Here is a 23,472-nt window from a genome sequence, read left to right on the forward strand (position 1 = left end):
CTTTCGTGCTTCACGGGGTGCTTCACGGGGTGCCGAGCGCGTAGGCGCGCGCGGCGACGAACGCGGCGTGCGGCTCCCGGCCCGAGTACGACCAGGGCGCGGCGGTGGCGTACGGGCCGATGCGGTGGAAGAGGGCGGCGGCCTCGGCGGGCCGTCCCTCGCAGACCTTGGCGTGCGCCAGGAAGTTCAGGTCGAGGCGGTGGCGCGGGTGGTCCTCGCGCTCCCACTCCAGCCACCAGTCGAAGGCGGCCTTCATCACTTGGCGGGCCCGGCGTCCGGACCAGTGCCCGGAGGCCGCCGGGTCCTCGGACTCGATGCCGGCGGCGACCAGGACGCGGTAGCGCTCGGCGTGGGCGATGACCGGGAGAACGGCCAACGGGGAGTCCGCGGGGGCCAGTTCGGCGGCCCAGGCGGCGAAGTCGTACACCTCGTGGAGAGGGTCGTGGCCGCTGGCGGGGTTGCTCTCGGCCAGCAGGGCGGCCATCACGTGGTGGGCGTGATGGTGGTCGGGATGACGGGAGCGCACCTCCTCGAAGAGCCTGCCGGTCTCGTCCGCCCCGTCGTCGCGGCCCCGGTCCAGGAGGAGCAGTGCGAGCCAGGGGGTGGGGTCGTCGGGGATGAGGCGGGCGGCGGCCAGGCAGGCCTCGCGGGCACGGGCGGCGTCGTTCGCCTTGGCCTTGGGCCGCAGCGCGCGGGCGACCCGGGCGCAGCCGAGAAGGGTGGCGGCGTCGGCGCTCTCGGGTTCGACGAGCAGCCAGTCACCGGCCCAGTCCACGGCGGAGGAGGTCTCGGCGAGGGCCAGGAAGCGGTGTGCGCGGCGGTCCCAGTCCCGTCCGGTGCCCACCAGCAGGGTGCGGGCCTCGGACCATCTGCCCTGGACGAACCGGCCGCGTGCGGCGATGAGTTCATCGTCGTCGAGGGCCGGGTCGAAGACGTGGTCCGAGCGGCCGCCCCGACGACGGGAGCGGCCCAGGGGCGGCGGAGGCGGGGGCATGCCGCGGGCTTCTTTCGATGCGGTGTGCGAGCGGATGATCGCGCACAGCAAAGCGGCAGGCCATGCTCCACGTCAAGGGGCGCTTTGTGTCAACTCTGTTCACTTTTCGGCTACTTGGCTGGAACTCAGCCCGTCGGGTGCGGTGTTCCCACAGCGTGCGGCGGGGTCGGTGGGCGCGGAGTGGCGCCTGACACACTGAGGAGATGGAACCTCGCGAACCTCTCAGCCCCTTCCTTCTCGCCTTTCCCGGGCCGTTGCGCGACCGGTTGGTGGCGGCGGTCCTCTCCGGCGAAAAGGTGTCCACCTCAGGGCTGTTGGCCGAGTACGAACAGGAGCGGGAGGAGCTTCCCCCCGTGGGCGAACGGTCCGCGCTGATCGACTCGGAGGGGCGGGAGGTGGCGGTGCTGGAGCTGACCGACGTACGGGTGCTGCCTCTCGGGGAGGTGGATCTCCAGCATGCGCTCGACGAGGGTGAGGGATATCGGTCGGTGGCCGAATGGCGGGCGGGGCACGAGCGGTTCTGGCACAGCGAGGAGATGCGGGAGGCGCTGGGAAATCCGGGGTTCACGGTGGACGACGGGACGCTGATCGTCGCGGAGCGGTTCCTGGTGGTCGAGCGGTTGGGATGACGTCGGGGCTCCGCCCCGGACCCCACTCCTCGATCGCCGGACGGGATCGAGACACGGGCGGGCCCGCCTACAGGGCCTGCGCCGCCGCCCTCCCCGCCGCCCTGCCGGAGAAGATGCAGCCGCCCAGGAACGTGCCCTCCAGGGATCGGTAGCCGTGGACTCCGCCGCCGCCGAAGCCCGCCGCCTCGCCCGCCGCGTACAGGCCGGGCAGCGGGGTGCCCGCTGCGGTCAGGACGCGGGAGGACAGGTCCGTCTCCAGGCCGCCCAGGGACTTGCGGGTGAGGATGTTGAGGCGGACGGCGATCAGCGGGCCCGCCGCCGGGTCCAGGACGCGGTGCGGCTTCGCGGTGCGGATGAGGCGGTCGCCGAGGTAGGCGCGGGCCCCGTGGACCGCGGTGACCTGGAGGTCCTTGGTGAAGGGGTTGGCGATCTCGCGGTCACGGGCGGTGATCTCGCGGCGCAGGCTCTCCTCGTCGATGAGGTCGTCGCCGGTGACCGCGTTCATGCCCCGGACCAGCGCGCCGAGGTCCTTCTCGACGACGAAGTCGACGCCGTGGTCCATGAACGCCTTGACCGGTGCGGGCACGTCCGCACGGGCCCGGCCGATCACGTCGCGGACCGACTTGCCGGTCAGGTCGGGGTTCTGCTCGGAGCCGGAGAGCGCGAACTCCTTGCCGATGATGCGCCGGTTGAGCACGAACCAGGTGTAGCCGTGGCCGGATCCCATGATGTGTTCGAGGGTGCCGAGCGTGTCGAAGCCGGGGAAGAGCGGGACGGGCAGCCGCTTGCCGCGCGCGTCCAGCCAGAGGGACGAGGGACCGGGCAGGATCCTGATGCCGTGCCTGGCCCAGATCGGGTTCCAGTTCTCGATGCCCTCGGTGTAGTGCCACATCCGGTCGCGGTTGATGTGGTGCGCGCCCGCCTTCTCGGCGATGCCGAGCATCAGCCCGTCCACGTGCGCGGGCACCCCGGAGAGCATCTTCTCGGGGGGTGTGCCCAGGCGCTCGGGCCACTGGGAGCGGACCAGGTCGTGGTTGCCGCCGATGCCGCCGGAGGTGACGATCACCGCCTGGGCCCTCAGCTCGAAGGCGCCCGTGACCTCCCGGCCGCTCGCGGTGCCGCGCCCGGCCGCGCTGGGCTCCAGGATCTCGCCGGTTACCGTGTCGAGCGCCCCCGCGGTACGGGCGAGGCCGGTGACCCGGTGGCGGAACCTCAGCTGGACGAGCCCCTTGGCGACGCCCGCGCGGACCCGGCGCTCGAAGGGGGCGACGACGCCGGGACCGGTGCCCCAGGTGATGTGGAAGCGGGGTACGGAGTTGCCGTGGCCCATCGCGTCGTAGCCGCCGCGTTCCGCCCAGCCGACGACCGGGAAGATGCGCAGCCCCTGCTGGTGCAGCCAGGAGCGCTTCTCGCCGGCGGCGAAGTCGACGTACGCCTCGGCCCACTTCCGCGGCCAGCGGTCCTCGGTCTCCCGGTCGAAGCCCGCCGTGCCGTACCAGTCCTGGAGGGCCAGCTCCCGGCTGTCCTTGATCCGCAGCCGGCGCTGTTCGGGCGAGTCCACGAGGAAGAGGCCGCCGAAGGACCAGTGCGCCTGGCCGCCGATGGACTGCTCGGGCTCCTGGTCGAGGAGGATCACGGAACGGCCGGCGTCGACCAGCTCCGCGGTGGCCACGAGCCCGGCGAGTCCCGCCCCGATCACGATCACATCAGCGTCGTACGCCATGGGTTCCATCCTGTCGGGGTGGCTCGGGGGCGGGCGGGGAAGGTCGGTCCACCCGGTCGGCGAAACGTTCAAGTTACTCGTGCGTCAGATCTTGGATACCCGCCGGGTCCACGTCAACCGTCCGGGTGCTGTTGGATGAAACGCATGACGCCCTCTGACGAGATCCTGGACATCGTCGACGAGAACGACGAGGTCATCGGGCAGGCTCCGCGCGGTGAGGCGACCGCACGGAGGCTGCGGCACCGCTGTGTCTTCATCGAGGCGCGCGACGCCGACGGGCGGGTCTTCGTCCATCGGCGTACGCCCACGAAGCTGGTCTTCCCCTCGCACTACGCCATGTTCGTCGGCGGGGTGGTGGGAGCGGGCGAGTCGTACGACGAGGCGGCACTGCGCGAGGCGGAGGAGGAGCTGGGAGTCTCGGGGCTGCCGCGGCCCGAGCCGCTGTTCCGGTTCCTCTACGCCGACGCGGACACCGGGTACACCTGGTGGTCCGCCGTCTACCGGGTGCGGTGCGAGCTGCCGGTGGCCCCGCAGGTGGAGGAGGTCGCCTGGCACACGTTCCTGGACGACGCGGAGCTGGAGCGGCGGCTCGACGAGTGGCCCTGGGTGCCCGACGGGGTGGAGGCGTACCGGCGGCTGCGGGAGCTCCGGGCTGCCTGACCGGGCTCGGACGCCCGAACGGATCCGCACGCCCCGAACGGATCCGAGAAAGACGGAGCAGGACAGAGCGGGACCGGCCGAGGCCGACCGAGGCCGACGAGGGCCGACCGGGCCCGATCGGTGAGCAGCCTCTAGGGTTCCAGGTGTGGACAAGATCGTGCAGAGCGTACGGCTGTGGTTCGCGCCGCAGCGGATCCGGGACGAGGGGGACACCCCCGACTACCGGTTCTCGCTGGCCAACGAGCGAACGTTCCTCGCCTGGATCCGGACGGCTCTGGCCCTGATCGGCGGAGGTTTCGCCGTCGATCAGTTCCTGCCGGAGCTGGTGTGGGGCGTGCGGGCCGGGCTCGCGCTCGGGCTGCTGGCCGCCGGGGTGCTCTGCGCGTTGCGGGCGGTCAACCACTGGGTGCGGTGCGAGCGGGCGATGCGGCGGGGCGAGGACCTGCCGGTGTCCCGGTTCCCGACGCTGCTGAGTCTGGTGGTCGCCGTCGTCGCCGTGGCGATGGTGGTGGTGGTCCTCTTCGGCTGGGAGGGCGTGTGACGGCGACGGCGGACCGGGATCCCGGGCTGCAGCCCGAGCGGACGCGGCTGGCCTGGCGGCGCACGACACTGTCCGCCACGGTCGTCGCGCTGCTCGCGGTGCGGCAGGCGCTGCACGGCGGGGCGACGCCGGCCGCGCTGATCGCGGTGGCGCTGAGCGCGCTGGCCTGGCTGGGATTCCTCGTGGTGGCCCACCGCCGGATGCTGCGGATGGAGGCAGCGCGGCCGGAGCCGCTCGCCCCGCGCGGGGCACTGGCGGCGACGCTGTGCACGGTGGCGCTGGCGGTGTTCGCGGCGGCGATGCTGTTCTGAGCGCGCGCCCACTCCCGCGGAGGTCCTCAGGCGTCCCAGTCCACCGTCACCACGATCTTGCCGCGGGTCCGCCCCTCCTCGTTGAGCCGGTACGCGTCGGCGGCCTGCGCCAGCGGGAACACCCGGTCCACATGGACGGTGAGGATGCCCCGTTCGGCCAGCTCCGCGACCTGGGCCAGGTCGTCGGCGTCGGGGCGCACGAAGGCGTAGCGGCCGCCGTAGGAGAAGACCTCGCCGTCCGCGATGGAGGCGAGCCGGCCGTCCGGGGCGAGGGTGTCGGCGGATGCGCGCAGCGCGTCGCCGCCCACCGTGTCGAAGGAGGCGTCGAAGCCGTCCGGGACCAGTGCGCGCAGCCGGTCGACGAGGCCCTCGCCGTACTCCACGGGCTCCGCGCCGAGGCTGCGGAGGTGCTCGTGGTTGCGGGGGCTCGCGGTGCCGATCACCCGGCAGCCGGTGTGCCGGGCGATCTGGACGGCGAGCGATCCGACGCCGCCGGCCGCCGCGTGGACCAGGACGGTGTCGCCGTCGCGGATCTTCAGGGTGCGGTGCAGCACCTGGTAGGCGGTCAGCCCGGCCAGCGGCAGGCCCGCGGCCTCCTCGAAGCTCAGGCTCAGGGGCTTGCGGGCGAGGGTGCGCACGGGGGCGGCCACGTACTCGGCGAACGTACCGCGCGAGAGGAAGTCCTCGCGTACGTAGCCGATGACCTCGTCGCCGACCGCGAACTCGTCGACCGCGACGCCCGGTTGCACGACGACCCCGGAGACGTCCCAGCCGGGGATCACCGGGAACACGGCTTCGAGGCCACCCTGGAGGTAGCCCTCGCGGGCCTTCCAGTCGACCGGGTTGACGGCGGCGGCCCGGATCTTCACCAGGACCGTGTCGGGGCCGACCTTGGGGTCGGGCCGCTCGCCGTACTCCATGACGTCGGCGGAGCCGTACGCGCTGTAGCTGATCGCCTTCATCCCTCGACCTTCCGCGCAGGTCGGGGCCGACGCAACTCAGGGGGTACGGCCGGGGCCCGCCGCCCTCACCAGCGCGGTACCGACGGCGTCGTCCACTCCGGGTCGGCTGCGCGCATCGCCGCCGCGTCGTCGCGCTCGCGGTGGGTCTCGTCCGCCAGCCAGCGCCGGTGCAGGGCGGACAGGCGCTCGCGGTCCAGTTCGACGCCGAGGCCGGGGGCGTCGGAGACGGTGAGCCGGCCGCCGGTGAAGGTGTGGCGCTCGGTGATGACGTCCTCCGTCTGCCAGGGGTAGTGGCTGTCGCAGGCGTGTGCGAGGTCCGGCACCGTGGCGGCGACGTGGGTCATCGCGGCGAGGCTGATGCCGAGGTGGGTGTTGGAGTGCATGGAGAGTCCGACGCCGAACGTGCGGCAGATGCCCGCCAGTTCCCGGGTGCGGTGCAGTCCGCCCCAGTAGTGGTGGTCGCTCAGGACGATCTGGACGGCGTCGCGGGCGAAGGCCTCGGGGACCTCGGCGAGGGTGGTGACGCACATGTTGGTGGCGAGCGGGACGTCGGTTCCGGCCGAGACCGCGGCCATGCCGTCCGTGCCGCTGGTGGGGTCCTCCAGGTATTCGAGGACGCCCTTCAGCCGCTCGGCGACGTACAGCGAGGTGGGGACGGACCAGGCGCCGTTCGGGTCCAGGCGCAGCGGACGGCCCGGGAACGCCTCGGCCAGGGCGTGGATCGCGGCGATCTCCCGGTCGGGCTCGAAGACGCCGCCCTTGAGCTTGAAGGAGCCGAAGCCGTAGGTGTCGGCGAAGCGCCGGGCCTGGGCGACGACGCCGGCCGGATCGAGCGCGGCGCCCCAGTCGTCACTCTCGCCGGGGCCGGGGTGGGCGGCCCAGCGGTAGAAGAGGTAGGCGCTGTACTCGACGGTGTCGCGGACCTTGCCGCCGAGCAGCGCGTGCACGGGCAGGCCCCGGGCCTTGCCGAGCGCGTCCAGGCAGGCGACCTCGAAGGCGGAGACGACCGAGAGCCGGATCTTCGCCGCGTTCCTGACTCCGCGCAGTCCCCCGGCGTCGACCCGGTCGTCGGCGCCGCGCGATGCGCCGCACACCTCGTCGGCCAGGGCGAACAGTCCGTTCAGATCTGTGACCGACCGGCCGGGAAGCGCCTCCGCGAGGGAACGCGCTGGCCCCAGGTAGCCGCCGTCTCCGTAGGTCTCCCCCACGCCGGTCGTTCCGCCCCGGGTGACGACCTCCACGATCAGGCGCGGGGTGTACGGCTGGTGGACGCCCTGGGTGTTCAGCAGAGGTGGATCGGACACGAGGATCGGGGTGAGCCGGACGTCTTCGATCACCAGACCATCTGTATTCATACATGAACTGTATTCAGGGACGCGATTCTCCGCCAGAGTCGGGCCGACTTCCGCGCACCCGGATCACGGGAGGGCACTGGACGACATACCGACTGGTCGGCATCATGGTTCCCGATCGTCCAGTCGCCTCGTTCCGCCGCCCGGAGGTACGCACCATGAGCCCAGTCCCCCCACCAGGTCTCGACCCGGAGCTGCTGCGCGGCCATCTCGACCGCGAGCGGCCGGGGCTGGTGAGCGGGCCCCTCGAAGCGCGGCTGATCGAGGGCGGTCGCTCGAACCTGACGTACGTCGTCGGCGACGGGACCGGGCAGTGGGTGGTGCGCAGGCCCCCGCTCGGCCATGTGCTGGCCACCGCGCACGACATGGCGCGCGAACACCGCGTGATCAGCGGCCTGTACCCCACCGCCGTCCCGGTGCCGGAGCCGCTGCTGCTCTGCGAGGACGACAGCGTGATCGGCGCCCCGTTCTACGTGATGGAGTACGTCGAGGGCACCCCGTACCGCACCGCCGAGCAACTCGCCCCGCTGGGCCCCGAGCGCACCCGGGCGGCGGTCCTCGGGCTCGTCGACACCCTGGTCGACCTGCACGGCGTGGACCCGGGGGCGGTGGGGCTCGGGGACTTCGGGCGGCCGGACGGCTTCCTGGACCGGCAGTTGCGGCGCTGGGGCAAGCAGCTGGACGCCTCCCGCAACCGCGATCTGGCGGGCATCGACGAGCTGCACACCTCCCTCGGCCGGGGGCTGCCCTCCTCCCCCGCGCCCACCGTCGTCCACGGCGACTACCGCCTGGACAACGTGCTGCTCGGCTCCGACGACCGGATCAAGGCCGTCCTCGACTGGGAGATGTCGACGCTCGGCGATCCGCTGACCGACCTCGGGCTGCTGGTGATGTACAGCTCCGACCTCGACCTGCCGGAGTCTCCCGTCTCCACCACCAGCGGCGCGGCCGGGCATCCGTCCCCCGCCGAGCTGATCGAGCGCTACGCGGCCCGCTCGGGCCGGGACACCTCCGCCATCTCCTGGTACACCGCGTTCGCGTGGTTCAAGCTCGCCGTGATCCTGGAGGGCATCCACTACCGCTACACCCTCGGCCAGACCGTCGGCGCGGGCTTCGACCGGATCGGCGATCTGGTCCCCGTCTTCATCGAGCACGGCCTCACCACCCTCCAGGAAGGCTGAACCCCATGGACTTCGCATTCGACGCCCGTACCGAGGAGCTGCGGAGCAGGCTGCTCGCGTTCATGGACGAGCACGTGTATCCGGCCGAGGAGGTCGCCGAGGAGCAGCGGGCGCGGCTCGCCTCCCCGTGGGACACCCCGGCGGTGGTGGGCGAGCTGAAGGCCGAGGCGCGGCGGCAGGGACTGTGGAACCTCTTCCTGCCCGACGCCGAGTACGGGGCCGGGCTGACCAACCTCCAGTACGCCCCGCTCGCGGAGATCACCGGACGCTCCCCGCACCTCGCGCCGACCGCGCTGAACTGCGCGGCCCCGGACACCGGGAACATGGAGGTGCTCTTCCAGTTCGCCACCGACGAGCAGAAGAAGCAGTGGCTGGAGCCGCTGCTCGCCGGGGAGATCCGCTCCGCGTTCGCGATGACGGAGCCGGACGTGGCGTCCTCGGACGCGACGAACATCGAGACGCGGATCACCCGGGACGGCGGGGACTACGTCGTCAACGGGCGCAAGTGGTACATCTCCGGGGCGATGAACCCGGACTGCGCGGTCTTCATCGTGATGGGCAAGACCGACCCGGACGGCGCGGACATCCGCCGCCAGCAGTCGATGATCCTGGTGCCGCGCGACGCCCCGGGCCTCGAAGTGCGGCGCGCGATGCGCGTGTACGGGTACGAGGACCACTCGCACGGCGGTCACGCAGAAGTGGTCTTCCACGATGTGCGGGTGCCCGCGGCGAATCTGATCGGTGAGGAGGGCGGCGGCTTCGCCATCGCGCAGGCGCGGTTGGGCCCGGGGCGGATCCACCACTGCATGCGGCTGATCGGGATGGCGGAGCGGGCCATCGAGCTGATGTGCCGGCGGGCGGTGGCACGTACGGCGTTCGGCAAGCCGCTCGCCCAGCAGGGCGTCGTGCAGAACTGGATCGCGGACGCCCGGGTCACGGTGGAGCAGGTGCGGCTGCTGGTGCTGAAGACGGCCTGGCTGATGGACACCGTGGGCAACAGGGGCGCGCACACCGAGATCCAGGCCATCAAGATCGCCACCCCGCGCGCGGTGGTGGACATCCTCGACTCGGCGGTGCAGCTGTACGGCGCGGGCGGGGTGAGCCAGGACTTCCCGCTGGCGGAGCTGTGGGCCTCGGCGCGGACGCTGCGGCTGGCGGACGGGCCGGACGAGGTGCACCAGCGGTCGCTGGCCCGGCGGGAGATCAAGCGGTACGTGTGAGGGACAGCGGTGCGGCCCCCTCCCGAGGTGCTCGTCGGGAGGGGGCCGCGGCCGTAGGCGTACGGCGGGACTCAGAAGGTGAGCTTCCAGCTGTCGATGTAGCCGGTGTCCTGACGGGCGACGTCCTGGACGCGGAGCTTCCAGGAGCCGTTGGCCACCTCGGCGGAGGCGTTGACCGTGTACGTCGTGATGACGTTGTCGGCCGAGTCGCCGCTGCTGGAGTTCTTCAGCCGGTACGCGGTGCCGTCCGGGGCCACCAGGTCGACGACCAGGTCGCCGCGCCAGGTGTGCTTGATGTCGACGCCGACCTGGAGGGCGGCCGGGGCGTTGCCGGTCCGTCCGGTGACCGAGACCGGCGAGGTCACGGCCGCTCCCCCGTCCGGGATGGCGACGTCGGCGATGTTGCTGAACACACCCTCGCCGGTGGGCGGTTCGCCGGCGGCGGAGGACAGGGTCCAGATGGCGTGGGCCGCGGCGTCGCTGTTGCGGTCCAGGGCGGTGTCGTTGATGTTGCTCGTGGTGTCGCAGGACGAGTGGTAGCAGCGGTCGAAGGCCTGCCCCGCGGTCCCGCCCCATTTCTGCGCCTGGGCGGCGGACTTGGTGTAGCCGGCACCGGTGAAGAGTCCGCCGACGGGGACGCCGACGTTCTTGAACGGGGCGTGGTCGGAGCGGCCGTCGCCCTCGGTCTCGATCTCGGTGGGGACGTTCAGGCCCGCGAAGTAGTCCTTGAAGGTCTTCTCGATGACCGGGTCGTCGTCGTAGACGAAGTAGCCGGCGTTGGGCGAGCCGATCATGTCGAAGTTGAGATAGCCGGAGAGCTTGGAACGCTCGGTGGACGGCAGGTTGTTGACGTAGTACTTCGAGCCGATCAGGCCCAGCTCCTCGGCGCCCCACCAGGCGAACCGCAGGTGCTTGTCGGGCTGGTACTGGGCGCGGGAGACGGCGAGGGCGGTCTCCAGGACGCCGGCCGAGCCGGATCCGTTGTCGTTGATCCCGGCACCGGAGGAGACGGAGTCGAGGTGGGCCCCGGCCATCAGGACCTTGTTCGGGTCGCCGCCGGGCCAGTCGGCTATCAGGTTGTAGCCGGTGGCCCCGTTGGAGGTGAACTGCTGGAGCGTGGTGGTGTATCCGGCGGCGTCGAGCTTGGCCTTCACGTAGTCGACGGACGCCTTGTAGCCGGGGCGGCCGTGGGCGCGGTTGCCGCCGTTGTTCGCGGCGATCGTCGAGAGCTGCGTGAGGTGGGCCTTGACGCCTGCCAGGGGAATGTCGGGGGCGGCGACGGCGGCTGTCGGCGACGGCGCTCCGGCGGCCTGGGCTGCCGGGGCTCCGGCGCCGAGGACGGCGGCGAGGGCGACGGCCAGGGCGGCCGCCGGGGATCTGCGCAGGGTGAAACGATTCGGCTTCATTCACGGGCTCCGGATTCCGTTGGGGACTGACGGAACGTGCGGGGGGTCCCCGGCCGCGTGGTGATCCGGCCGGGTCCTGGAGCGTGGGCCGGACAAGCGGCCCGGAGGTGCGCAATGCGTGACCGATGCTCAAGGAAGTGACCGTGCTCCGTCAAGAGCGGAAACCGGACAGGACCGTTCTATTAACGGACAGTGCTGCGCCCGTGAACCCCGGCGCCCCATCGGGAGGCAGGACATACGTCATACATCCAGACTCACCCCGACCGGCGGAGCGGGCCAGTGGGTAGCGCGACCCGTGGGCCGGCGACCCCGTACCGCGCTTACGGCCGCAGGGCCCGCAGCAGCAGGTCCGCGAGGTGGTCGGCGACCTCCTGGCGGCTGAGCGGGCCGTCCGGGCGGTACCAGGTGGAGAGGTGGTGGACCGAGCCGAAGTGGTAGTCGACGACCAGGTCGGCGGGGGTGGCCGAGGAGAACACGCCGCCGCGCTGGCCCTCCTCGATCAGGGCCCGGAAGCGCTCGTGGTAGCGGCGGCGCTCGACGCGCACCTGCTTGTTCTTCTCGGGGCTCAGGTGGTGCATGGAGCGGAAGAAGATCGCCGCGTCGTCCAGGTTGTCGATGGTCGTGACGACCACGTCGGCCGCCGCGTCGCGCAGCCGCTGCTCGACGGGCGCCTCGGCGTCCGCGAAGGCGTCCAGCCGCTCCTGCTGGAGCCGCAGCACCCGGGCGTAGACCTCCTGGAGCAGGTCCTCCTTGGAGCCGAAGTAGTGGTAGAGCGCCCCCTTGGTGACGCCCGCCGCCTCGACGATCTCCTGGACCGAGGTGCGGTCGTACCCGCGCTCGGCGAAGAGCCGGGTGGCGGCGGCCAGCAGCCTCTGAGGGACGGGAGTGCCGTTCTGATCCGTCGCCTTGGCCATGAGCCGCCACCTTCCTTTCGTACCACGCGTGCGCTGTTTCGACGCTGTTCTAACGGGGGGAACGCAGTTCCCGCCTGAGGATCTTCCCACTCGCCGTCTTCGGCAGCTCGGCCAGGATCTCCACCTCGCGCGGATACTTGTACGCGGCGAGCCGTTCCTCGCAGTACGCGCTCAGCTCGCCCGGCTCCACGACGGCCCCCGGACGCAGGCTGACGTACGCCCGGACCGTCTCCCCCCGGTACGCGTCGGGCACGCCCACGACGGCCGCCTCGCGCACCGCCGGGTGGGTGTGGAGGACGTCCTCCACCTCGCGCGGCCACACCTTGAACCCGGCGGCGTTGATCATGTCCTTCTTGCGGTCGACGACGTACAGCCAGCCCGCCGCGTCCATGAAGCCGATGTCGCCGGTGCGAAGCTCGCCGTCCGGGAAGGCGGCGGCCGTGGCCTCGGGGAGGTTCCAGTAGCCGGAGACGACCTGCGGCCCGCGCACCGCGATCTCGCCCTGCTCCCCGAAGGGAACCTCCCTGCCCGTCTCGTCGAGGATCCGTACGAAGGTGTCGGGGCCCGGCACGCCGACGGAGAGGGTGCCCGAGACCGGGTCCACCGGGGCCTCGTGCTCGGGCGGGACCGAGGCGCAGGGGGCGGTGCACTCGGTGAGTCCGTAGCCGTTGCGGATGTACGGGCCGAAGCCCGCGCGGAACTTCTCCACGAGCGCGGGCGGCAGGGGCGCGCCGCCGGAGGAGATCACCCGGAACGAGGCGAAGTGGTCCGGGGTGGCGTCCGGATGCGCGGCCAGCGCCATGAAGGCGGTGGACGGGCCGACGGTGTAGGCGGGGCGGTGGACGGCGAAGGCCTCCAGGACGACGCCCGCCTCGAAGCGGTAGGCCAGGACGAGGGTGCCCGCGTTGGTGACGCAGGCGGCGAACTGGCAGACCATGCCGGTGATGTGGAAGAGCGGAGCGAGCGCGAAGTAGGCGGAGCCCTCGGGGATCGGGTGGCCCGCGCGCTGGCGTTCGGCGTTGACCATGATGTTGCCGTGGGTGTTCAACGCGCCCTTGGGGGTGCCGCTGGTCCCGGAGGTGTAGCTGATCAGTGCCGTGTCGGCGGCGGTGAGCTCCCGGCCTTCCGGGGCCGGGTTCCCGGCGCGGGCCGCGGTGAGCAGGTCGTCGGCGAGGTCGTCCGGGCCGGGCGCCGGGAGCCGTTCGAAGCCGAGGACGCGGGGGTCGTTCACGGTCTGGAGGTCCAGCTCGCAGGCGGTGAGCGCGACGGTGAGGTCCGGGGCCGCCGCCGCGGTGTCCCGCAGATACGCCTCCCACGCCCGGTCCGAGCAGATCAGCGCGGTGACCCCGGCGTCCGCGAGGACGTGGCCGACCTCGCCGGACTTGTACATAGGGTTGAGCGGGACGACGGTCGCGCCCGCCTTCCAGGCACCGAGCAGCGCGAGGACGAAGTGGGGGCTGTTCTGGAGCATGATCGCGACCCGGTCGCCCCGGCGCAGGCCCCGGGCGGCGAGGTGCCCTGCCACCGAGTCGGACAGCCCGTCGGCCTCGCGGTAGCTCAGGCGGCCGTCGAAGTAGGCCAGGGCCGGGTGCCCGGGTGCGCGCCCGACCGCGGCTCGGAAGGCGTGCAGCACGGTCGCGGGCGGGGCGACGGGGGCGCGCTGGGCGTCGCTGAGCAGCGCGAGCCACGGCTGGGCCGCGTAGATCGAGCCGCCGGGGGCCGGGGTGGCCGGGGTCGGGGCACTCATGCCTCGCTCGCCTCCCACTTCTGCTGGAGTCGGTTCATACCGCGCATCCACCGGTCGGGATCGGCGGCGCGGGCCTGGTAGTAGCGACCGACCTCGGGGTGCGGCAGGACCAGGAAGCGGTCGGCGTCCATCGCATCGAACAGCGCGTCGGCGACGGCTTCCGGCTCGACGGCCCCGGGGGCGAGGACCAGCTCGCCGGCCGAACCGGCGGCGGTGAGCATGTCGGTGCGCACGCCCTGCGGGCAGATCGCGTGGACCTTGATCCCGCGGTGGCGGTAGGTGAGCGAGAGCCACTCGGCGAAGGCGACCGCCCCGTGCTTGGTGACGCTGTACGGGGCCGCGCCGATCATCGTCAGCAGCCCGGCGGCGGAGGCGGTGGTGACGAAACGGCCGCTGCCGCGCTCCAGCCAGTCGGGCAGGAGGGCCTTGGCCGCGCGGACGTGGGCCATCACGTTGACGTCCCAGGCGGCGGACCAGACCTCCTCGTCGGCGAACACGTCGCCGGGCGAGGCCAGGCCCGCGTTGGCGCAGTAGACGTCCACCGTGCCGTCCAGCGCCTCCCGGGCCTCGTCCACGATGCCCGAGGCGTCCCCGGCGACGGCGAAGCCGCCGATCTCCTTCGCGAGCGGTTCGATCCGGGCGAGGTCGAGGTCGTTGACGACGACCCGAGCGCCCCCTGCGGCGAACCTGCGGGCCAGAGCGGCGCCGATGCCGCCTCCGGCCCCTGTGACCACTACGCCGGCGTCCTGCACCGTACCCATCGTCATCCCGCCCTTCCTGTCCGGCTGCAACGGCAGACTAACCGGTCGGTATGTGATCCGGGAAGGGTCGGGAGCGGGTCGGGCGGGCCCGTACGGATCTCCGGGACCGGCTGGGGGAATCGGCGCGGTCCAGGTCGTTCCGTGCGGCCCCGGCCCGCGCTAGCGTGCGTGGCCATGACAGTCGGCGCGATCATGGAGGTAGCGGAATGAGCCTGTCCCGACGTGGTGTGCTGGCCGCGGGAGGCGCTGCGGGAGCGCTCGCGGCGACGGCGGGCACCGGTCCCGCCGCGGCGTCGGCCGCCCCCGGAAGCGGCCCCGTTCACGGGCGCGGCCGGGTGCTCACCGGCTTCGACCGGCTGGCGGCCGACGGCTACCGGCTGCTGCGGGGCCAGAAGGTCGGGATCGTCACCAACCCGACCGGCGTCACGGCCGACGTCCGGCACATCGTCGACGTGATGCACCCGGACGCACGGGTGGACCTGACCGCCGTCTTCGGGCCCGAGCACGGATTCCGGGGCACCGCGCAGGCGGGCGGCTCCGAGGGGCGCTACGACGACCCGGCGACCGGGCTGCCCGTCTACGACACGTACCTCAAGAGCGGGCAGCCGCTCGCGGACGTCTTCACGGCCTCGGGCGTGGACACGGTCCTCTTCGACATCCAGGACGCGGGCGCGCGCTTCTACACGTACATCTGGACGCTGTACGACTGCATGGAGGCGGCGGCGCTCGCGGGCAAGCGCCTCGTCGTGCTGGACCGGCCGAACCCGGTGACCGGGCGGGCGGCGCTGGGCCCGGTGCTGGACCCGGCGTTCGGCACGTTCGTCGGCCGCCGGGAGATCGCCCAGGCGCACGGGATGACGGTGGCGGAGCTGGCGCTGTTCTTCAACGCGGAGTTCCTGCACGGGAACCCGGCGCGGCTGGACGTGGTGACGATGTCGGGGTGGCGACGCTCGGACTTCTTCGACGAGACCGGGCTGCCGTGGGTGCCGCAGAGCCCGAACATGCCGACACCCGAGACGGCTCTCGTCTACTCCGGCACCTGCCTCTTCGAGGGCACGAACCTCTCCGAGGGCCGCGGCACCACGCGCCCCTTCGAGCTGCTGGGCGCGGAGGGCGTCGACCACCGCTGGGCGGCCGCCGCGAACGCCCTGGAGCTGCCGGGGGTGGCCTTCCGCGAGGCGTACTTCGCGCCGACCTTCTCCAAGTTCGCGGGGAAGACGGTGGGCGGGGTGCAGGTGCACGTCCGGGACCGGGAGGTCTTCGACCCGGTCCGCACCGGGATCGCCCTGCTGGTGACGGCGAAGCAGACGTGGAGCGGCTTCGCCTGGCGGCCGGACAACTGGATCGACAAGCTCACCGGGAACACCCGCGTCCGCACGATGATCGACGCGGGCGCGGACACCGACACGGTGGTACGCGCGTGGCAGCGGGACCTGTCGGCGTTCCGGGCGAAGCGGCGGAGGTATCTGCGGTACGGAGGGTAGGCCCCCGCGTCCGATCAGGCCGTGAGGTCCAGGTCGCCGAGGTGTTCGCCGTCGTCCGTGAGGCCCCGCTTGCGGTAGCCGAGGCGGAGGTAGAACTCCTCGGGGCCGCCCTCGCCGGGCTTCCAGGTCACGGTCGAGACCGTCCCGCCCCGTCGGCGGATCTCCTCGTTCACCGCCCCCACGGCGAACCGGCCGTAGCCGCGGCCCTGCTCGTCGGCGGCGACGGCGAGCCGCCAGAGCCCGGAGCGGGGCGGGGCGTCCGGCACCTCGGCGTCGAAGTCGAACGGCAGGTCGAAGTAGGCCATCACGAAGCCGACGAGGCGATCGCCGTCGCGGATGAGCCGGGGCCAGGCCAGGTCGGGATGCACATAGGCCTCGGCCAGGGACCGCGCGACGGGGGCGACGAACCGGCGCTGTTCGGGCGCGACTTCCAGCCGACAGGCGGCGAGCACGTTGTCGGGGGTGACCTTTTCCAGGCACGGGCGAGCTGTCGTCATGAGGGAACCCAACCGCAGGGGGCCGTGGTGCCGCCATCGGTTTTCGCCACCCGCGCGAGGACCGCGCGCCCTCGCACCACCCGTCCGCACGCCGCTCCGCTTCCGCCCGCGGCACCCCTCTCCACATGGGGAGTCTCGGCCAATGGACGGATTTCATCTTTCGATGGAGCCGAAACGGGCAGGCGTACGTCCATTCCATGACGTCCATGGACGAGCGACGGAGGTGGCGGTGTCATGGCCGGTTTCCGGAGTCTGGCGAGACAGGTCCGCGATCCGATGGGGGATCTGGCCCTGCGGCGGTATTCGCTGCGCAAGTGTTTGGAGAGGTTCGCCCCGTACGGGCACCGGGCGACCTGGGACCATCTGTGCGCCCGGCACGGGATCGGCCCCGAGGACCGGGCGCCCGATCCGGCGCGCCTGCTGTGCGCGCTGGACGAGCTGGAGGAGGCGCGGGCGGTCTGGCTCGCGTACGAGGCGGGTTTCGCCGAGCGGCGGCGGCGGGAGAAGCATGCGGGGCTGCGGCGGCCCGGCGCGTTCGACGACTGGCACCGCCGCACCTGGGGCGGCCACGGGGTGGCCCGCTGCACCGACCCGGGCATCCACCCCACCGAGCCGCTCGCCGAGGTCCTGCGCCGCCTGATCACCGCTCTGGGAGCCGGCCCCGGCTCCGCCTGCCCGGTCTGCGCGGGCACCGGCATCGAGTGGCGGCAGGAGCGGGGCGAGGAGCCGTGGGCGGGGCCGGTGTGCACGGGCTGCGGGATCGCGGTGCCGCAGCCCGCCCTGACCGACCGCACGCTGGCCAGGGCCAGGCTGCCACGGCACCGGAGGCCGGCCGCGGCGGCGGCGTGAGGCCTCGCGCCGCCACCCCGCGAACTACGCGCGCCGGGGCGGCTTCCGGCGCTCGGGCATCAGACGGGAACCGGTGATCCGCTCCCCGACGACATCGTCGGGGTTGGACAGCACACAGGTCTCCAGCGACAGACAACCGCATCCGATGCAGTCGGCCAGATGGTCGCGCAGCCGGTGCAACTGCCCGATGCGCTCGTCCAGTTCCTTGCGCCAGACCTCGGAGAGGCGGGCCCAGTCCTCGCGGTTGGGCGTGCGCTCCTCGGGCAGTTCGGCAAGCGCCTCCCGGATCGTGGCCAGGGGAATGCCGACGCGCTGGGCCGCCCGCACGAAGGCGACCCGGCGCAGCGCGTCCCGCGAGTAGCGGCGCTGGTTGCCGCTGGTGCGGCTGCTGCTGATCAGGCCTTTGGACTCGTAGAAGTGCAGGGCCGAGACGGCCGCGCCGCTGCGCGCCGAGAGCTGGCCGACCGAGAGTTCGTGGAGTGTCTGTGGGATCTGGGGCACCCCTCGAATCTACTGCCATGTCGTTGACAGGAACGCGCCGCACAACGATGCTGAGCAAGCGCTTAGACATCGCGCCTGATGGTGCGCCGAGCCGGAAGGCAGGAACCGGGAACATGACAGAGCCGAGGATCTTCACGTCCGCACAGGAGCTGCGGGACGGAGTGGGCGAGCAGCTGGGACACAGCGACTGGCTGGAGATCGAGCAGGAGAGGGTCGACCGGTTCGCCGAGGCGACCGGCGACCACCAGTGGATCCACGTGGACCCGGAGCGGGCGAAGGACGGGCCGTTCGGCACGACCATCGCGCACGGCTATCTGACGCTCTCGCTGCTGCCCGCGCTGGTGCCTCAGGTGATGCGGGTCGAGGGCATGAAGATGGGCATCAACTACGGGACCAACAAGGTCCGCTTCCCCTCGACCGTCCCGGTCGGCTCGCGGCTGCGGGCGACGGCGGTGCTCCGCGACGTCGAGGAGACGGGCGGAGGCGTGCAGGTCACGGCGGTCGTCACGGTCGAGCGCGAGGGCAGCGAGAAGCCGGCCTGCGTCGCCGAGTCGGTGTCCCGCTACTACTTCTGAACCCGCCGGGCCGCCGCGGGGAGCGCCGGGCTACTTCTGCGCCTGCCGGGCGCCGACCATCCGCAGGACGAGGCCGGCGTACAGCTCGCCGACCTCGTCGGGGGTGCGACTGCCCCGGGCGTTGAACCAGCGGGCCACGTCGATGCAGAGGGAGAGCACCGCGAGCGCGGTGCCGGGGACGTCGGGGACGTCGAACTCGCCGTCCCGCACCCCTTCGCCGATGATCCGGCGCACCACCGCGTCACTCCGGCGCCGCAGCGCGACGATCTCGGTGCGGTGCTCCTCGCCCAGCGCGTCGAGCTCGTACTGCACGACCCGGGCGGTGGTGTGCCGTTCCGCGTGCCAGCGGACGAAGGAGCGGACGGCCCCGGCGAGCCGTTCGGCGGCCGTGCCGTCCCGGTCCGCCTCGGCGTCGAGCACGTGCAGCGCCCGCTCGTGGCCGATCTTGCTGATCCGGTGAAGCAGCTCTTCCTTGGTCTTGTAGTGGATGTAGAGCGCGGCCGGGCTCATCCCGGCCCGGCCGGCGATGTCACGGGTGGTGGTCGCGTGGTACCCGCGCTCGGCGAAGGCGTCCACGGCTGCGACGAGGAGCCGCCTGGCCGCCTCGGGAGTGACCTCGCCCCACGGCGTGTCCTCGTCGCTCGTCTCCTCCGCCGCACACATCGCCCAGGGCCCCTCTCCGTCAGCAGGACGAACACCATACCCCGAACCTGAGCAAGCGCTTAGGGGTTGCCCGGTCGATCCTGCCCGTCAGAGCTTCTGGAAGGGGTCGTGCTCGGCGAGGATCTTCTCCAGCCGGGCCTGGTCCACCCGGCTGACGATCTGCCCGGCCTCCTGGCGGTCCCTGATCACCTTGGCGAGCGTGAAGCAGGAGGTGACCAGGTAGAGCACGCCGATGGCGAGGAAGCCGCGCACCCAGGCGTCGGCGTCGAGGAAGAAGATACCCAGGGCCACCGCGCCGATCGCCACCATGAAGGAGGCGACGGCCTGGCCGTAGAAGGCGGCGGTGCTCTGCTGCTTGACCGATGTCGTGTCACTCATGGGTTCAGCATCCGCCGACGTGGCGCACGCCACATCCGCGCCCGTACTCAGGCCCGCGCGCGTACTCAGGCCCGTACTCAGACACCCGTACGAATCCGTGCGCCGGTCAGAAGGCGGAGACCCCGGTCAGCGCGCGGCCGATGATCAGCTTCTGGATCTGGCTGGTGCCCTCGTAGAGCGTCATCACGCGGGCGTCCCGCAGCAGCTTGCCGACCGGGTACTCGTCGATGTAGCCGTAGCCGCCGAAGACCTGGAGGGCGTTGTTGGCGCAGCGCACGGCGGCCTCGGAGGCGTACAGCTTGGCCTTGGACGCGGCGGTGGCGAACTCCTGGCCCCGGTCGATCAGGTCGGCGACCCGCCAGGTCAGCAGCCGGGCGGCGTCCACGTCGACGGCGATGTCGCTGAGCAGCTCCTGGACGAGCTGGTGGCGGGCGATGGCCTTGCCGAACTGTTCGCGCTCGCCGGCGTAGCGCACGGCCGCGTCCAGGGCGGCCTGCGCGATGCCCACGCAGCCCGCCGCGACGGACATCCGCCCCTTGGCCAGGGCGGACATGGCGACGGAGAAGCCCTTGCCCTCGGGGCCGAGGAGGGACCCGGCCGGTATCCGGACGTCCTCCAGGACCAGTTCGGCGGTGGCCTGGCCGCGCAGGCCGAGCTTGCCGTGAAGGGTGCGGCGGGTGAGGCCGGGGGTGTCGGCGGGGACGAGGAAGGCGGAGACGCCCCGGTGGCCGGGGGCGTCGTTCGTCCGCGCGAAGAGCAGCACGACATCGGCCCAGGTGCCGTTGGTGATGAACATCTTGGTGCCGTTGACGACGTAGTCACCGCCGTCGCGCACGGCCCTGGTCGCGAGGTTCCCCGCGTCCGATCCGGTGCCGGGCTCGGTGAGGCCGAAGCAGCCGATCGCCTCGCCCGCCGTCAGCCGGGGCAGCCACTGCCGCTTCTGCTCCTCGCTCCCCCAGGACGCGACGGTCTTGGCCACGAGGCCGAGGGACACGGAGACGATGCCGCGCACCGAGGAGTCACCGCGCCCCAGCTCCTCGGTGACCAGGCAGTAGGACAGGTGGTCGCCGCCGGAGCCGCCGTACTCCTCGGGGACGGTCAGGCCGAGGAAGCCGAGGTTCCCGAGCTTCTTCACGATCGACTTGTCGACGTTCTCGGCGCGGTCCCACGCGGCGGCATGGGGGGCGACCTCACGGGCGACGAAATCCTCGGCCAGCTTCCGGACGGCTTCCTGCTCCTCGCTGAGCGCCAGGTCCATCGTGCCCACCCACTGCCTCTCACCGGCGCCGCTCGGGCGCACTTTAATTAGCACTGCTAGTTTCTGGTTCGCAGGCCCTACTATGAGCCGCATGGCCCGACCGCGCAAGCCCCTCCTCAGCAGAGACCGCATCGTGGGGGCGGCGAGCGCGCTCGTGGACTCCGAAGGGCTCGACGCCGTCTCCACGCGCCGGCTGGCGGCCGTCCTGGGGGTCAGCGGGCCCTCGCTCTACAACCACTTCCGCAACAAGGAGGAGATCCTCGACGCCGTCGCCGACGCGGTCTCCGTACAGGTCGATCTGTCGATGTTCGAGGAGTCGGATCCGCGCGACTGGCGCGAGGCCCTGCACGACTGGGCGCTGTCCTACCGGGCCGCCCTCGCCGCGCACCCGCACATCGTCCCGGTCCTCGCCCGGGGCCCCGGGCGGCGCCCGGCGGGGCTGCGGGTCGCCGACGCGGTGTTCGGGGCGATGACCGGCGCGGGCTGGCCGCCCGCCCAGGCCACCCGGATCGGGGCCCTGATGCGCTACTTCATCACCGGTTCCGCGCTGGGCTCCTTCGCCGGGGGATTCGTCGACGACGAGACCGCCTACGACCCCGCCGACTATCCGCACCTCGGCCAGGCCCACCTGCTGGCCGACCACCGCCGCCAGGTCGACGAAGGCGCCTTCGAGACCGGGTTGCGGGCCCTTCTGGACGGGCTGACGATCCAGTACGCCCCGTACGCGCCGCCCACGGGCGAGCGGCTGTCCAGCCCGTCCGGCGCTTGAGGACGGGCTGAGCAGGAGGAGGCCCCGCTGAGGCCGCCGATTGACGGTCCTCGACAATTCGGTGGGGGCCGCGTCGTTCCGGGTCTACGGTCGTGGCCATGACGACGACCCCGACACCCCTTCCGGTCTCCCCGCCGGCCCACCGCTGGCGCGCCACCGCCGCCGCCTGCACCACCGTCGTGCTGTGGGCCTCCGCCTTCGTGTCCATCCGCAGTGCGGGCGAGTCCTACTCCCCCGGCGCGCTCGCCCTCGGGCGGCTGGCGACGGGCGCGCTGGTGCTCGGGGCGATCCTCCTCGTACGGCGGGAGGGGCTGCCCGGGCGCGGCGCCTGGCGCGGAATCATCACCTCCGGAGTGCTGTGGTTCGGGCTGTACATGGTGGCGCTCAACTGGGGCGAGCAGGAGGTCGACGCCGGGACGGCGGCCATGCTGGTGAACATCGGGCCGATCCTGATGGCCCTGATGGGCGCCCGCATGCTCGGCGAGGGGCTGCCGCGCCGCCTGCTGCTGGGGATGGGCATCTCGTTCTCGGGCGCCGTCGTCGTCGGCCTCGCGATGTCCGGGCACGGCGGCTCGTCCGTGCTGGGCGTGGCACTCTGCCTCCTGGCCGCAGTGGTCTACGCGCTGGGTGTGGTCAGCCAGAAGCCGGCGCTCGCCTACGGCTCCTCGCTGCAGATCAACACCTTCGGCTGCGTGATCGGCGCCGTCGCCTGCCTGCCGTTCACCGGGGTGCTGGTCTCCGAGGTGGCCGACGCCCCCATGTCCGCCACGCTGAACATGATCTATCTGGGCGTCTTCCCGACCGCACTGGCCTTCACCACCTGGGGCTACGCCCTGGCCCGGACCACCGCGGGCCGGATGGGCGCCACCACGTACGCGGTCCCGGCGATCGTCGTGCTCATGGCGTGGGTGCTGCTGGACGAGGTGCCGACCCTGCTCGGGGTCCTCGGCGGGCTGCTCTGCCTGGTCGGGGTGGCGGTCTCCCGGAGCCGTCAGCAGACTGGGGCCACACGCGGAAATCCGGCCCGGCCGGTGGAGGGATCCCGTCATGACGAGGAGCGCCAAGCGGAACGGACGTAGCGGGGCCGGAGGCAAAGCACGCGGCGGGGCCCGGGGCGCGGCGGGACGGGACGAGCCCTCCGCCCCCGGGGCGAACGAGCGGGCGGCCCGCCACGGCGGCCCGTATCTGGACGGGTTCGGCGTGGTCGACAGCGGGGACGACGACCCGGTCCTCGTGACGCCCGAGGGCCACGCCCGCGACGCCTGGCGCGAGGACTACCCCTACGACCGCAAGCTGCGCCGCCGCGACTACGACAAGGCCAAGCGGGCGCTCCAGATCGAGCTGCTGAAGCTCCAGCACTGGGTGAAGGAGCGCGACCAGCGGCTGGTGATCCTCTTCGAGGGGCGGGACGCGGCGGGCAAGGGCGGCACGATCAAGCGGTTCACCGAGCACCTCAATCCGCGTGGTGCCCGGGTGGTGGCCCTGGAGAAGCCGACCGAACGCGAGCGCACCCAGTGGTACTTCCAGCGCTACACGGCGCATCTGCCGAGCGCCGGGGAGATCGTGCTGTTCGACCGCTCCTGGTACAACCGGGCCGGGGTCGAGCGGGTGATGGGGTTCTGCACGACCCGTGAGTACCTGGAGTTCATGCACCAGGCGCCGGGCTTCGAGCGGATGCTCGCCCGGGACGGCATCCACCTGGTGAAGTTCTGGTTCTCCGTCTCCCGCGACGAGCAGCGCAACCGGTTCATGATCCGGCAGATCGACCCCGTACGGCAGTGGAAGCTGAGCCCCGTCGACCTGGCGTCGCTGGACAAGTGGGACGCGTACACGGAGGCGAAGGAGCTGATGCTCTTCCACACCGACACGGCGGACGCGCCCTGGACGGTGGTGAAGAGCAACGACAAGAAGCGGGCCCGGCTGGAGGCGATGCGGCATGTGCTGGACCGCTTCGACTACCCCGGCAAGGACCTGGAGGTGGTCGGGAAGCCGGACCCGCTGATCGTGGGCCCGGCCTCCCGGCTGTTCGAGGAGGGCGAGATGGACGCCCGGCTGCTGGGCCCGGTGACGTCGACGTCCCGGACCACGGACCTCTAG

25 protein-coding genes are annotated in these 23,472 nt (G+C 72.2%); 12 read left to right on the top strand and 13 right to left on the bottom strand.

Annotated elements, in window-relative coordinates:
• Window positions 1-22: 22 nt before the first annotated feature.
• Window positions 23-994, bottom strand: a complete 972-nt coding sequence (locus ACIRJT_RS10925; RefSeq protein WP_403907279.1) for a hypothetical protein — start codon at window positions 992-994, stop codon at window positions 23-25.
• 203 nt (window positions 995-1,197) lie between these two features.
• Here ACIRJT_RS10925 and ACIRJT_RS10930 point away from each other — a divergent pair, with 203 nt between their 5' ends.
• On the top strand, window positions 1,198-1,623 hold the full coding sequence (locus ACIRJT_RS10930) for an ASCH domain-containing protein (RefSeq protein WP_403907281.1): 426 nt from the start codon (window positions 1,198-1,200) through the stop codon (window positions 1,621-1,623).
• A gap of 67 nt (window positions 1,624-1,690) precedes the next feature.
• Here ACIRJT_RS10930 and ACIRJT_RS10935 read toward each other — a convergent pair whose 3' ends face one another.
• Complete coding sequence (locus ACIRJT_RS10935; protein WP_403907283.1) at window positions 1,691-3,346, bottom strand: FAD-binding dehydrogenase; 1,656 nt, start codon at window positions 3,344-3,346, stop codon at window positions 1,691-1,693.
• 144 nt (window positions 3,347-3,490) lie between these two features.
• Between ACIRJT_RS10935 and ACIRJT_RS10940 the strand changes: the two genes are divergently transcribed.
• The 3 genes from ACIRJT_RS10940 (at window position 3,491) to ACIRJT_RS10950 (ending at window position 4,858) form a co-directional block, all read left to right on the top strand.
• Window positions 3,491-4,006, top strand: a complete 516-nt coding sequence (locus ACIRJT_RS10940) for an NUDIX domain-containing protein (RefSeq protein ID WP_403907286.1) — start codon at window positions 3,491-3,493, stop codon at window positions 4,004-4,006.
• Between the two features lie 145 nt (window positions 4,007-4,151).
• The gene (locus ACIRJT_RS10945; RefSeq protein WP_403907288.1) at window positions 4,152-4,547 is read left to right on the top strand and encodes a YidH family protein; all 396 of its coding nucleotides are present in this window, start codon (window positions 4,152-4,154) and stop codon (window positions 4,545-4,547) included.
• Window positions 4,544-4,858: a DUF202 domain-containing protein gene (locus tag ACIRJT_RS10950; RefSeq protein ID WP_403907290.1), complete on the top strand. Its 315-nt coding sequence runs from the start codon at window positions 4,544-4,546 to the stop codon at window positions 4,856-4,858. Before ACIRJT_RS10945 ends, ACIRJT_RS10950 begins: the two co-directional genes overlap by 4 nt.
• Window positions 4,859-4,884: 26 nt before the next feature.
• Here the strand turns inward: ACIRJT_RS10950 and ACIRJT_RS10955 are convergent, their stop codons facing one another.
• Both ACIRJT_RS10955 and ACIRJT_RS10960 read right to left on the bottom strand, forming a co-directional pair.
• Window positions 4,885-5,820, bottom strand: a complete 936-nt coding sequence (locus ACIRJT_RS10955) for an NADP-dependent oxidoreductase (protein WP_403907292.1) — start codon at window positions 5,818-5,820, stop codon at window positions 4,885-4,887.
• A 65-nt stretch (window positions 5,821-5,885) separates the two neighbouring features.
• Window positions 5,886-7,175 carry an enolase C-terminal domain-like protein gene (locus ACIRJT_RS10960; RefSeq protein WP_403907294.1) on the bottom strand — a complete coding sequence of 430 codons (1,290 nt, stop codon included), beginning with the start codon at window positions 7,173-7,175 and terminating at the stop codon, window positions 5,886-5,888.
• Window positions 7,176-7,330: 155 nt separating this feature from the next.
• Between ACIRJT_RS10960 and ACIRJT_RS10965 the strand changes: the two genes are divergently transcribed.
• Entirely contained in the window at window positions 7,331-8,353 is a 1,023-nt protein-coding gene (locus ACIRJT_RS10965; protein WP_403907297.1) for a phosphotransferase family protein, read from the top strand.
• A gap of 5 nt (window positions 8,354-8,358) precedes the next feature.
• The gene (locus ACIRJT_RS10970) at window positions 8,359-9,573 is read left to right on the top strand and encodes an acyl-CoA dehydrogenase family protein (RefSeq protein WP_403907299.1); all 1,215 of its coding nucleotides are present in this window, start codon (window positions 8,359-8,361) and stop codon (window positions 9,571-9,573) included.
• A gap of 71 nt (window positions 9,574-9,644) precedes the next feature.
• Here the strand turns inward: ACIRJT_RS10970 and ACIRJT_RS10975 are convergent, their stop codons facing one another.
• The 4 genes from ACIRJT_RS10975 to ACIRJT_RS10990 form a co-directional block, all read right to left on the bottom strand.
• A complete protein-coding gene (locus ACIRJT_RS10975; RefSeq protein WP_403907302.1) occupies window positions 9,645-10,979 on the bottom strand; it encodes a M28 family metallopeptidase in 1,335 nt (444 codons plus the stop codon).
• Between the two features lie 320 nt (window positions 10,980-11,299).
• Window positions 11,300-11,893, bottom strand: coding sequence for a TetR/AcrR family transcriptional regulator (locus ACIRJT_RS10980; RefSeq protein WP_103511748.1), 594 nt, complete (start codon window positions 11,891-11,893; stop codon window positions 11,300-11,302).
• Between the two features lie 49 nt (window positions 11,894-11,942).
• On the bottom strand, window positions 11,943-13,640 hold the full coding sequence (locus ACIRJT_RS10985) for an AMP-binding protein (protein ID WP_403907305.1): 1,698 nt from the start codon (window positions 13,638-13,640) through the stop codon (window positions 11,943-11,945).
• Window positions 13,637-14,407 carry an SDR family oxidoreductase gene (locus ACIRJT_RS10990; RefSeq protein ID WP_403907308.1) on the bottom strand — a complete coding sequence of 257 codons (771 nt, stop codon included), beginning with the start codon at window positions 14,405-14,407 and terminating at the stop codon, window positions 13,637-13,639. The genes ACIRJT_RS10985 and ACIRJT_RS10990 overlap by 4 nt, the downstream gene beginning before the upstream one ends.
• Before the next feature lie 200 nt (window positions 14,408-14,607).
• On the opposite strand from ACIRJT_RS10990, the gene ACIRJT_RS10995 reads away from it, so the two are divergent.
• Complete coding sequence (locus ACIRJT_RS10995; RefSeq protein ID WP_403907311.1) at window positions 14,608-15,885, top strand: exo-beta-N-acetylmuramidase NamZ domain-containing protein; 1,278 nt, start codon at window positions 14,608-14,610, stop codon at window positions 15,883-15,885.
• 14 nt (window positions 15,886-15,899) lie between these two features.
• On the opposite strand, the gene ACIRJT_RS11000 is transcribed toward ACIRJT_RS10995, so the two are convergent.
• A complete protein-coding gene (locus ACIRJT_RS11000) occupies window positions 15,900-16,382 on the bottom strand; it encodes a GNAT family N-acetyltransferase (protein ID WP_403907314.1) in 483 nt (160 codons plus the stop codon).
• 234 nt (window positions 16,383-16,616) lie between these two features.
• Between ACIRJT_RS11000 and ACIRJT_RS11005 the strand changes: the two genes are divergently transcribed.
• Window positions 16,617-17,231: a hypothetical protein gene (locus tag ACIRJT_RS11005; RefSeq protein ID WP_403907317.1), complete on the top strand. Its 615-nt coding sequence runs from the start codon at window positions 16,617-16,619 to the stop codon at window positions 17,229-17,231.
• Window positions 17,232-17,255: 24 nt separating this feature from the next.
• On the opposite strand, the gene soxR is transcribed toward ACIRJT_RS11005, so the two are convergent.
• Window positions 17,256-17,732: a redox-sensitive transcriptional activator SoxR gene (gene soxR / locus ACIRJT_RS11010; protein WP_361868925.1), complete on the bottom strand. Its 477-nt coding sequence runs from the start codon at window positions 17,730-17,732 to the stop codon at window positions 17,256-17,258.
• A gap of 113 nt (window positions 17,733-17,845) precedes the next feature.
• Between soxR and ACIRJT_RS11015 the strand changes: the two genes are divergently transcribed.
• Window positions 17,846-18,307, top strand: coding sequence for a MaoC family dehydratase (locus ACIRJT_RS11015; RefSeq protein ID WP_403907320.1), 462 nt, complete (start codon window positions 17,846-17,848; stop codon window positions 18,305-18,307).
• Window positions 18,308-18,337: 30 nt separating this feature from the next.
• Here the strand turns inward: ACIRJT_RS11015 and ACIRJT_RS11020 are convergent, their stop codons facing one another.
• From ACIRJT_RS11020 to ACIRJT_RS11030, 3 genes are all read right to left on the bottom strand, one after another.
• Window positions 18,338-18,970, bottom strand: coding sequence for a TetR/AcrR family transcriptional regulator (locus ACIRJT_RS11020; protein WP_403907322.1), 633 nt, complete (start codon window positions 18,968-18,970; stop codon window positions 18,338-18,340).
• A gap of 87 nt (window positions 18,971-19,057) precedes the next feature.
• A complete protein-coding gene (locus ACIRJT_RS11025) occupies window positions 19,058-19,348 on the bottom strand; it encodes a YiaA/YiaB family inner membrane protein (protein WP_030583825.1) in 291 nt (96 codons plus the stop codon).
• A 106-nt stretch (window positions 19,349-19,454) separates the two neighbouring features.
• Window positions 19,455-20,606: an acyl-CoA dehydrogenase family protein gene (locus ACIRJT_RS11030; RefSeq protein ID WP_403907511.1), complete on the bottom strand. Its 1,152-nt coding sequence runs from the start codon at window positions 20,604-20,606 to the stop codon at window positions 19,455-19,457.
• 91 nt (window positions 20,607-20,697) lie between these two features.
• Between ACIRJT_RS11030 and ACIRJT_RS11035 the strand changes: the two genes are divergently transcribed.
• The 3 genes from ACIRJT_RS11035 to ppk2 all read left to right on the top strand — a co-directional run bounded on the left by ACIRJT_RS11035 (window position 20,698) and on the right by ppk2 (window position 23,472).
• Window positions 20,698-21,375, top strand: coding sequence for a TetR/AcrR family transcriptional regulator (locus ACIRJT_RS11035; protein ID WP_403907325.1), 678 nt, complete (start codon window positions 20,698-20,700; stop codon window positions 21,373-21,375).
• 98 nt (window positions 21,376-21,473) lie between these two features.
• Window positions 21,474-22,454, top strand: a complete 981-nt coding sequence (locus tag ACIRJT_RS11040; protein WP_403907327.1) for a DMT family transporter — start codon at window positions 21,474-21,476, stop codon at window positions 22,452-22,454.
• Complete coding sequence (gene ppk2, locus ACIRJT_RS11045; RefSeq protein WP_403907330.1) at window positions 22,423-23,472, top strand: polyphosphate kinase 2; 1,050 nt, start codon at window positions 22,423-22,425, stop codon at window positions 23,470-23,472. Before ACIRJT_RS11040 ends, ppk2 begins: the two co-directional genes overlap by 32 nt.

The organism is Streptomyces sp. NPDC102283, from assembly GCF_044766265.1.
Taxonomy (GTDB): Bacteria; Actinomycetota; Actinomycetes; order Streptomycetales; family Streptomycetaceae; genus Streptomyces.